Origin of the sequence: Rubellimicrobium sp. CFH 75288 (assembly GCF_009904055.1) — a bacterium.
In the GTDB taxonomy this organism is placed as follows: Bacteria; Pseudomonadota; Alphaproteobacteria; order Rhodobacterales; family Rhodobacteraceae; genus Rubellimicrobium.
Genome location: NZ_WYDP01000011.1, coordinates 1 through 9,698, shown reverse-complemented (window position 1 = coordinate 9,698; position 9,698 = coordinate 1). Strand labels below are relative to the sequence as shown.

Sequence of the window (9,698 nt, the reverse complement as noted above, 5' to 3'; positions counted from 1 at the left end):
CCCGCGGGACGCATCCCGCCGCCCGCCAGGGGAGGACAGACCCTGCCCGCCACAGGGGCCGGGCCGCTGGACGGCTGCACCGTGCTGGCCTAGAGGGGGCGGGACCGCAGGAGACGCCGATGGCCCCCGATACCGTCCAGCCCCGCCCGGAGATGCCGGACTACAAGGACACGCTGAACCTGCCGCGCACGGACTTTCCCATGCGCGCAGGCCTTCCCCAGCGCGAGCCGGACTGGCTCCGCCGCTGGGACGAGATGGGGATCTACGCCCGCCTGCGCGCCTCGGCCGCCCACCGCCCGCCCTTCGTCCTCCACGACGGGCCTCCCTACGCGAACGGGCATCTCCATATCGGCCACGGGCTCAACAAGGTCCTCAAGGACATGGTGGTCCGCTCGCGCCAGATGATGGGCCACGACAGCCGCTACGTCCCCGGCTGGGACTGCCACGGCCTGCCCATCGAATGGAAGATCGAGGAGCAGTATCGGGCGAAGGGCCTCGACAAGGACGCCGTGCCCGTCGTGGACTTCCGCCGCGAATGCCGCCGCTTCGCCGAGCACTGGGTGGCCGTCCAGCGCGAGGAGTTCCGCCGCCTCGGCATCACGGGGGCCTGGGACGACCCCTATCTCACGATGGACTTCCACGCCGAGGCCGTGATCGCGGGCGAGTTCCTCCGGTTCCTGATGAACGGCTCGCTCTACCAGGGGTCGAAGCCCGTCCTGTGGTCCCCCGTGGAGAAGACCGCGCTGGCCGAGGCGGAGGTCGAGTATCAGGAGGTCACGAGCCACCAGGTCTGGGTGCGGTTCCGGGTGGCTGTCCCGGCGTCCATGGCTGAACTTCCGTCGCGTGACGAGCCCGGCAAGCCGGTCGGCACCGATGCCGAGCGGTTTGCACACGATCTCACCCGGATGGGGGCATCCGTCCTGATCTGGACGACGACCCCGTGGACGCTCCCCTCCAACCGCGCCGTCGCCTTCAACCCGGCCATCTCCTACGGTCTGTTCGAGGTCGAGGACGCTGCCGAAGGCGCTGCTACCCGTCCCGGCGACCATGTCCTCCTCGCGCTCCCCCGCGCCGACGAGACCTTTGCCGCCGCCAGGGTATCCCGCGCCCGCATGGTGCGGGAAGTTTCGGCGGACGAGCTCTCGGCCCTCACCCTCGCCCACCCCTTCCGCGGCCTCGACGGCGCAGACGGCGAATGGGACGACCCCATCCCGATGCTCCCCGGCGATCACGTCACCGACGACGCGGGCACGGGCTTCGTCCACACCGCTCCCTCGCATGGCGACGACGACTACCAGCTCGGCCTGCGCCACGGCCTGCGGATGACCCACAACGTCCTCGAGGACGGCACCTACCGCCCCGACCTGCCGCTCTTCGGCGGGCAGGCCATCATCACGCCCGAGGGCAAGGAAGGCCCCGCCAACGTCTCGGTCATCAAGGCGCTGCACGCGGCCGGCGCGCTCTTCGCCAAGGGGAAGCTCCGCCACTCCTACCCCCATTCCTGGCGCTCCAAGGCCCCGCTGATCTACCGCAACACCCCCCAATGGTTCGCCGCCATCGACAAGCCCCTCGACGACGGCCTGGGCACCTACGGCGCCACGATCCGCGAGCGCGCGCTGCGCTCCATCGACGAGCTGGTGGAATGGACCCCCCCCTCGGGCCGGAACCGCCTGCGCTCCATGATGGAGGCGCGGCCCGACTGGGTGCTCTCGCGCCAGCGCGCCTGGGGCGTGCCGCTCACGCTCTTCACGAAGAAGGGGGCGCAGCCCGACGACCCGGACTTCCTGCTCCGGGACCCGCGGGTAAACGCCCGCATCGTCGAGATCTTCGAGAAGGAGGGGGCGGACGCCTGGTATCCCAATGTCCCCCTCCCCGTGCTCACGCGCGAGGGAACACCCGAGCAGGAGGCCGAGAAGGCCCGCGTCAAGGCGCGCTTCCTCGAGGGTCTCGCGAACCCGGACGAGTGGGATCAGGTCTTCGACATCCTCGACGTCTGGTTCGACTCGGGCAGCACCCACGCCTTCGTCCTGCGCGACCGCCCCGACGGGACGCCCGACGGCATCGCCGACCTCTACCTCGAGGGGACCGACCAGCACCGCGGCTGGTTCCACTCCTCGCTGCTCCAGGCCTGCGGCACGATCGGCCGCGCCCCCTACCGGGGCGTGCTCACCCACGGCTTCACGCTCGACGAGCGGGGCATGAAGATGTCCAAGTCGCTCGGCAACACGGTGGCGCCGGGTCAGGTCTGCAAGGACCACGGAGCCGACATCCTGCGCCTGTGGGTCGCGCAATCCGACTACACCGCCGACCTGCGGATCGGACCCGAGATCCTCAAGGGCACGGCCGACAGCTACCGCCGCCTCAGGAACACGCTGCGCTTCCTGCTGGGCAGCCTGCCGCGCGAGATCCGGCCCGTCGATCCCGCCCTGATGCCCGAGCTCGAGCGCTGGGTCCTCCACCGGCTCTCCGAACTCGACGGGACGGTGCGCAAGGGCTATGCGGCGTACGATTTCAGCGGGGTGTTCCGGGCGCTCTTCGACTTCGCCACCTCGGACCTGTCGGCCTTCTATTTCGACATCCGCAAGGACGCGCTCTATTGCGACGGCGACACGCCCCGCAGGCGCGCCGCCCGCGCGGTCCTCGGCCACCTGCACGACCGCCTCGTGCCCTGGCTCGCCCCCATCCTCGCCTTCACCGCCGAGGAGGCCTGGCTCGACCGCCACGGCGAGGGGTCGGTCCACCTCGTGGACTTTCCCCCCACGCCCGGCGAATGGCGCGACGATGCGCTCGCCGCCCGCTGGGAGAGGGCCCGCGCCGCGCGTCGCGTCGTCACCGGCGCACTGGAGCCGCAGCGTGCCGCCAAGACCATCGGCGCCTCGCTCGAGGCGGCCCCGATCGTCCATCTCGCCGATCCCATGGCGGCGGGCGGGCTCTCGCCGGAGGAGTTCGCCGACATCTGCATCGTCTCGGCCGCGACCCTCACGGAGGACGCGGCCCCGGCCGGAGCGTTCCGCCTTCCGGAGGTGCCGGACGTCGCGGTGGTCTTCGCCCCCGCGCAGGGCGCCAAATGCGCACGCTGCTGGAAGATCCTGCCCGATGTCGGCCAGCATGCCCATCCGGGAACCTGCGGGCGCTGCAACGCGGCGCTCGAGGCGGCAGGGCAGGCGCGCTCCGTCTCCTGACCGGACGGCGCCGCCGCGTCCGACCCGGTCGGCCGTCGGCACGGGCCGGCCGACGGAAGACGGGGCGGCGGGTCCTTGCCCCCGGCGGCGCCGCGACCGGATCTGCAGGCTGCGGGTTGTCGTTCCCGAGGCGGCCCATGCCACCGCGATGACCCGGAGAGCAGACATGACCCGCAGAACCGCAGGGGCCGCCGTCCCGGCCATTTCCGCCCTTCTTGCCGTCCCCGCCCCGGCACAGACGGCCGCCGATCCGGCCGCTCCGCCCGGCTGGGTCGCATGGGACAGCGACGGGGACGGCCGCATCAGCCGCGAGGAATTCGACGCCGGTCTGGCCGGCCGCGACCTCTTCAACCGGTGGAACCGGGCCGAGGACGCTGCCCTCACCCGCAACGAGTTCGAGGCGGGCTTCGCGGCCACGGGAGCCGCGCCGCCGGATTTCGCCGCCTGGGACACGGATGGGGACGGGCTTCTCACCGAGGGGGAGTTCGGCCAGGGCCTGTGGCGAGGCTACGACCCTGCCGGGCGCGGCTTCGTCGAAGGCGACATGCTGGAGATGTTGGGAACGGATTTCGGCCCCGATGGCCGCTTCGGCATCGGGGCGAGCGATCAGAGACTCGATCCCTGGTCGGGAACCGTGGGAACCCTTCCCGATCCGGGAACAGGCGGCGCTCCGGTGGGGACGGGCGGCTCGGTTCCGGCCGACTGACCGCGCCGCCGGGCGTCGGACGGCAACGGGTGGCCCTGCCACTTCCTCAGCCGTCCTCGCCGTAGAGGATCTGCTGCACCGCCCCGGCCAGGAGCAGGTAGAGCGAGGTGAGCGTCAGGCCCCAGAGCGCCCAGCCCACATCCTGGAAGTCCCTGAGCGCGACCCAGCCGGCAAAGAGGATCCACAGGAGCGCCACGGGCAGCGTCACGGGGCGCCAGCGGGCGGTGCGGACCGGATGGACGAACTTGATCGGCAGAAACATCGCCACCGCCAGCGCGGAGACCAGGATCAGCACCAGCCACAGGTTGGTCCCCGGCTCCAGCCAGGCGAACAGGACCAGCACCACCATGTTCCAGCAGCCCGGAAAGCCGGAAAAAGAATTGTCGCGCGTCTTCATCCGCGTGTCGGCGAAATAGAGCGCCGAGGCGAAAGTGATCACGATGATCGCGAACCATCCCGTCCAGCCCGGCAGCAGGCCGGCATGGAACAGCGCATAGGCCGGCACGAACACATAGGTCAGATAGTCCACGACCAGGTCCATCAGGACGCCGTCGAAGACGGGCGCGTGGCGCTTGACCTCGTAGCGGCGCGCGAGCGGCCCGTCGAGCCCGTCCACCAGAAGCGCGACGACCAGCCAGAAGAACATCCCGCTCCAGTCCCGCTGCACGGCCTCGAGCATGGCGAGCATGGCCCAGACGGCGCCCGACGCGGTCAGGAAATGGACGAGCAGGGCCTTGGCGGCAGGACTCATGCGGCCTGTCATGGCGCAACGGACGGCAGGGGGCAACCGCTTCGGACCCGTCGCCGCCCCTGCTGCGGCCCTCGCGCCGCTTGCCTGCGACCCGTCCCCCGGCTAGGCGGCCCCCCATGCCCCGCTACGCGCTGCGACTGGAATATTTCGGCCCCGCCTTTGCCGGCTGGCAGCGGCAGGACGGCCCGCCCACGGTTCAGGCCGCGCTCGAGGCCGCGCTCGCCCGTCTCGACCCCGGCCCCCACCATGTCGCGGCTGCGGGCCGCACCGATGCGGGCGTGCACGCGCTGGGCCAGGTGGCCCATGCCGACCTTCGGCGCGACTGGGACCCGTTCCGCCTGGCCGAGGCGCTCAACGCCCATCTGCGTCCCCTTCCCGTCGCCGTGACCGCTTGCGCCGCCGTGGCGCCCGGCTGGCACGCCCGCTTCGACGCCGTGGGGCGGGCCTATCTCTACCGCATCGTCTGCCGCCGGGCGCCGCTGACCTTCAGCGCGGGCCGCGCCTGGGCCGTGCGCCACCGGCTCGACGCGGCCGCGATGGCGGCGGGTGCAGCGCATCTTGTGGGTCGTCACGACTTCACCACCTTTCGCGCCGCCGCCTGCCAGGCCCGGAGCCCCGTGCGGAGCCTCGACCGCCTTGCCGTCGAGGAGGCCGAGGGGCCCGAGGGCCCGGAGATCCGCATCCACGCCGCGGCGCGCAGCTTCCTGCACAGCCAGGTCCGCTCGATTGCGGGCAGCCTCGAGAGGGTGGGGGCGGGGGCCTGGCCGCCCGAGCGCATGGCCGAGGCGCTCGCCGCGCGCAACCGCGCCGCCTGCGGCCCGCTGGCCCCGCCCGAGGGGCTCTGGTTCGTCGCCGCCCGCTACGACCCCGACCCCTTCGCCTGAGAACCCCGCGCCTGCTCGCGCAGCGCCTCGGCCAGAAGCTCGGCGATGTCGCCGCCCAGGATGTGCGCGCGCATCAGCGCCTCGGCCTCGTCCCGCCGCCCTTCGGCCGCGCAGCGCACCAGCGCCTCGTGCTCGGAGACGGTGTTGGCGAAGGCGGTCGGGCTCATGCGCAGCGTCATGCGCAGATAGGGCTCGGCCGCCGTGCGCAGCCGGACGATCTCACCCCAGAGGCGCCGGCGCGTGCAGCCGGCCCCCAGCGCGTCGTGGAGCGCGTTGTGCGCGCTCACGAACCAGTCCGGGTCGCTGCGCGCCTGCTCGAGCAGCGCGAGCGCGCGCTCGCACTCGGCGATCCCGCGTGGGCCCAGCGCGCCCACGCTGTCGCGGAAGGCCAGCCCCTCCAGCACGGCGCGCATCTCGTAGAGCTCCGTCACCTCCGCGGGGCTGAGCGAGGTGACCTGCGCCCCGCGGTTGGAGCGGATCGTCATGTAGCCCTCGGTCGCGAGCTGGCGCATCGCCTCGCGCACGGGGATGCGGCTCATGCCGATCCGGCGCGCGACCTCCTCGGCCGTGACATGGGTGCCGCCGGGAAGCCGCCCGGTGCGGATCGCCTCGAGCAGGTGGTCATAGGCCTCCTCGGTGGCGCTGCGCCGGCCCAGGTCGCGCGGCGCCATCATCGCCCCTCCGCCACGGCCGCCGCCCGCGCGGCGAGGGCGCGCAGGGCCGCATCGGGACGCGCGCGACGCGCCTGCGCGAGCAGCTCGCGCTCGAGCGCGGGCAGGTCGATCCCGAGCGGCCAGCCCCCCCGCACGATCGGGCGTCCGCCGGCCCAGACCTCGCGCACGGCCTCGCGCCGCATCCGCCCCAGGATCAGGGCGGGCGAGGGGTCCTCGTCCAGCCGGTCGCCCATCATCGCCTCCTCCTCCAGCACCACCACGTCCGCCCGCGCCCCCTCGCGCAGGCCCTCGCCGTCCCGCCCGTCGATCGCGCGCCACCCCCAGGAGGCGGCGGCGCGCCAGATCTCGGCCGGACCGGGCCCGGCCGCCCCGGGTCCCCAGCCGCGCAGCAAGGCCGCGGCCAGGCGGATCTCGGCCAGCATGTCCTCGTCGTCGCCCAGAGCCAGGCCGTCAAGGCCGATCCCGAAGGCCAGTCCGGCCGCCGCGATCGCCGCGCCCGGCGCCACCCCCGAAGCGAGGCGCAGGTTGGAGCTCGCGTTGACGGCCAGCAGCGCCCCCGCCCCGGCCAGCCGGCGGCACTCGTCGGGGCGCAGGTGGACCCCGTGGGCCACCGTCAGCCCCGGCCCGAGCAGCCCCAGCCCCTCCAGCCAGTCGAGCGGCCGGCCCCCATGCTCGCGGTCGAGCCAGTCGCGCTGGGCCGCGGTCTCGAGCAGGTGGGTGTGCACGCGGCGCCCCGTCTCGGCGGCGCGGGCCGCCAGCAGGCGCCAGCCTGCCTCGCCGACCCAGTGGGGACCCGCGGGGCCGTACTGCACGACGAAGCGTTCGTCCCCCAGCGCCTCCGCCGCCGCGTCGGCCAGCGCCACCTGTTCGGCCGCGGGGGGCAGCGGCCGCTCGAGGCGCGCGTAAGCCGCAGGGCCCAGCGCCGCCCGCACTCCCCGCCCGCCGTCCAGGCCGTCGAGGTTGCGGTCCACCACCGGCGCCACAAAGGCGACCGTCAGGCCCACGTCGCGGGCCGCCCGCGCGACCGCCCCCGCCTCCCCGGGATCGAGCGGGTCCACCGGAAGGTGCAGGTCGGCCACCGCCGTGACGCCCGAGCGGGCCATGCGCCCGAAGGCCACCGCCGCGTTGAGCCAGGGGTCGAGCCCCGGCAGGCCGCGCAGCCGCCACAGCCAGCCCTCGAGCGGCCCGTCCTCCACCCCGCCCGCGAGCGGGCGCAGACCCCGCGCGTGGTCGTGCGCGTTGACCAGCCCCGGCAGGGCCAGGCCCGTCCCCGTCCCCCCCGGCTCGATCCGGGCGATGCGGCCCCCCTCCATCACGATCCGCGCCGGCCCCCCCGGCGGCCCCTCCCAGGGTCGCGCCCAGAGGCGGCCCACCTCCAGCACCGCGCTCACAGCCGCAGAAGCCGCGCCAGCGTGCCGCCCTCCACCTTGGCGCGGTCGGCGGGGTCGGGGATGGCCTTGGCGATCTTCATCCGCTCCAGCTCGAAGTCGCTGCCGGGCCAGTCCGTGCCCATCACGATCTTGTCCGCCCCCAGCGCGCGATAGGCCATGCGCACCTCGATGAGCTGGGTGGACGAGGTCTCGAGATAGATGTTGGGGTTGCGCCCGGCGACCAGGATCGCCTCGGGGACGTTCCAGACCGTGCCCATATGCGCGATCAGCACGTTGACCTCGGGGAATCCCTTCGCGATCTCCTCGATCCCCAGCGGCGAGACAAAGGCGTCGTCGAGCGCGTTGAACAGCACCAGGATCCCGCACTCGGCGCAGACGCGGAAGATCGGGTCGAGCAGCCCGTGATCGACGACGTGGTAGCCGTGCAGCGTCGGGTGCAGTTTGAGGCCGCGCAGCCCGTGCGCCTCGAAATCGCGCCGCACCTGGTCGGCCGCGTCGGGCGTGCGCGCGTTGACCTGCCCGAAGGCCACGATCCGGTCGGGGTAGCGCGCCTGCACCGAGGCCGTGTAGGCGTTGTCGATCATCTGCCCGAGCGAGCAGCCCACCGCCATGTCCACGCCGGCGCGGTCCATGTCCGCCAGCATCATCTCGACCGAGTAGGTCTCGGCCGTCAGGTAGTCCGACGTGCCGCCGGCGGTCCAGATGTTGTTGTAGGCATCGACGATCATGCGGGGCCCTCCGGGATCAGGGGAAAGTGGCAGGCCGCCCGGCGGCCCGGCCCGAGGGGGCGCAGCGGCGGGATCTCGGCGCGGCAGCGGTCCCGGGCGCGCGGGCAGCGCGAGGCGAAGGCGCAGCCCGGGGGGGGACGCGCGGGGCTCGGGACCTCGCCCGACAGCGTCGCGGAGAGTGCCCTGCGCGCCAGGCGCGGCTCGGGCGGGGGGGCAGCGGCCAGCAGGGCCGCGCTGTAGGGATGGGCGGGGGCGGCGTAGAAGGTCTCGGCCTCGGCGATCTCGACCAGGCGGCCGAAATACAGCACCGCCACGCGGTCGGCCATGTGGCGCACCACGCCCAGATCGTGGCTGATGAAGGCCAGCGCCAGCCCCTCGCGCTGCCGGATGTCGGCCAGCAGGTTGACCACCTGCGCCCGCACCGACATGTCGAGCGCCGAGACGGGTTCGTCGGCGACCAGAAGGCGCGGCCGCACGGCCAGTGCGCGGGCGATCCCGACACGCTGGCGCTGGCCGCCTGAAAAGGCGCGCGGGTAGCGCACCGCTGCCTCGGCCGCCAGCCCGACGGAGGACAGAAGCGCCTCCACCGCCTCCCGATCGCCTCGGCCGCCCGCCTGGCGCAGCGCGTCGCGCAGGATCGTGCCCACCGTCTTGCGCGGATTGAGGCTCAGATAGGGATCCTGAAAGATCATCTGCGCCGCGCGGCGAAAGGGGCCCAGCCGCCTTTCGGGCCAGCGGGCGATGTCGTGTCCCTCCCACAGGATCGCCCCCTCTGCGGGCACGAGGCGCAGCATGGCGCGGCCTAGCGTGCTCTTGCCAGACCCGCTCTCGCCCACGATGGCGAGCGTCTCGCCCGCCCGCAGCTCGAGGTCGATGCCCTGCAGCGCGGGCCGCATCCGGCGGCGCCAGCCCTCGCGCACGGGATAGGCCACCCGCAGGTCCCGGACCGAGAGGAGGGCAGGGGCCGTCATGCCGCCTCGCGCCCGGGCACGGGGTTGTGGCAGGCGGCCAGATGCCTGTGCCCCTCCAGCGGGGGCCGCTCGGCGCAGGCGGGCAGGGCGCGCGGGCAGCGCGGGGCAAAGGCGCAGCCCGCCAGCGGCAGGCGCGGGTCCGGCGGCGCGCCGGGAATGGCGGGCAGGCGGTCCGCGCGCGGCCGGTCGGCCCGGGCGCAGCAGGCCAGAAGGGCCGCGGTATAGGGATGGCGCGGGGCGGCATAGACCGCCTCGGCCGGGCCGATCTCGACCAGGCGGCCGGCATACATGACGGCCACCCGGTCGGTGATCCCGGCCACCGCGCCCAGGTCGTGGCTGATCAGCAGCACGCTCATCCCCCGCCTCTCGCGCAAGGTCCCGAGCAGCGACAGGATCTGCGCCTGCACCGTG

At 73.7% G+C, this 9,698-nt stretch carries 9 protein-coding genes; 3 read left to right on the top strand and 6 right to left on the bottom strand.

Annotated elements, in window-relative coordinates; genetic code table 11:
- The first annotated feature begins 119 nt into the window (after window positions 1-119).
- Both ileS and GT358_RS11100 read left to right on the top strand, forming a co-directional pair.
- Complete coding sequence (gene ileS, locus GT358_RS11105; RefSeq protein WP_166582695.1) at window positions 120-3,182, top strand: isoleucine--tRNA ligase; 3,063 nt, start codon at window positions 120-122, stop codon at window positions 3,180-3,182.
- A gap of 166 nt (window positions 3,183-3,348) precedes the next feature.
- Window positions 3,349-3,888, top strand: a complete 540-nt coding sequence (locus tag GT358_RS11100; RefSeq protein ID WP_166582694.1) for an EF-hand domain-containing protein — start codon at window positions 3,349-3,351, stop codon at window positions 3,886-3,888.
- A 46-nt stretch (window positions 3,889-3,934) separates the two neighbouring features.
- Here the strand turns inward: GT358_RS11100 and GT358_RS11095 are convergent, their stop codons facing one another.
- Entirely contained in the window at window positions 3,935-4,639 is a 705-nt protein-coding gene (locus GT358_RS11095) for a phosphatidylcholine/phosphatidylserine synthase (protein ID WP_166582693.1), read from the bottom strand.
- Window positions 4,640-4,755: 116 nt separating this feature from the next.
- Here GT358_RS11095 and truA point away from each other — a divergent pair, with 116 nt between their 5' ends.
- On the top strand, window positions 4,756-5,523 hold the full coding sequence (truA, locus tag GT358_RS11090) for a tRNA pseudouridine(38-40) synthase TruA (protein WP_166582692.1): 768 nt from the start codon (window positions 4,756-4,758) through the stop codon (window positions 5,521-5,523).
- Here truA and GT358_RS11085 read toward each other — a convergent pair.
- The 5 genes from GT358_RS11085 to GT358_RS11065 all read right to left on the bottom strand — a co-directional run.
- Window positions 5,499-6,197 (bottom strand): GntR family transcriptional regulator, encoded by a 699-nt coding sequence (locus GT358_RS11085; protein ID WP_166582691.1) that lies wholly within the window; start codon window positions 6,195-6,197, stop codon window positions 5,499-5,501. The two genes, truA and GT358_RS11085, sit on opposite strands and share 25 nt — an antisense overlap.
- On the bottom strand, window positions 6,194-7,588 hold the full coding sequence (locus GT358_RS11080) for an amidohydrolase family protein (RefSeq protein WP_166582690.1): 1,395 nt from the start codon (window positions 7,586-7,588) through the stop codon (window positions 6,194-6,196). The genes GT358_RS11085 and GT358_RS11080 overlap by 4 nt, the downstream gene beginning before the upstream one ends.
- Window positions 7,585-8,316 carry an amidohydrolase family protein gene (locus GT358_RS11075; RefSeq protein WP_166582689.1) on the bottom strand — a complete coding sequence of 244 codons (732 nt, stop codon included), beginning with the start codon at window positions 8,314-8,316 and terminating at the stop codon, window positions 7,585-7,587. Before GT358_RS11075 ends, GT358_RS11080 begins: the two co-directional genes overlap by 4 nt.
- The gene (locus tag GT358_RS11070) at window positions 8,313-9,287 is read right to left on the bottom strand and encodes an ABC transporter ATP-binding protein (protein ID WP_166582688.1); all 975 of its coding nucleotides are present in this window, start codon (window positions 9,285-9,287) and stop codon (window positions 8,313-8,315) included. Before GT358_RS11070 ends, GT358_RS11075 begins: the two co-directional genes overlap by 4 nt.
- A partial coding sequence (locus tag GT358_RS11065; RefSeq protein ID WP_166582687.1) for an ABC transporter ATP-binding protein occupies window positions 9,284-9,698 on the bottom strand: 415 nt, incomplete at its 5' end. The genes GT358_RS11070 and GT358_RS11065, both read right to left, overlap by 4 nt.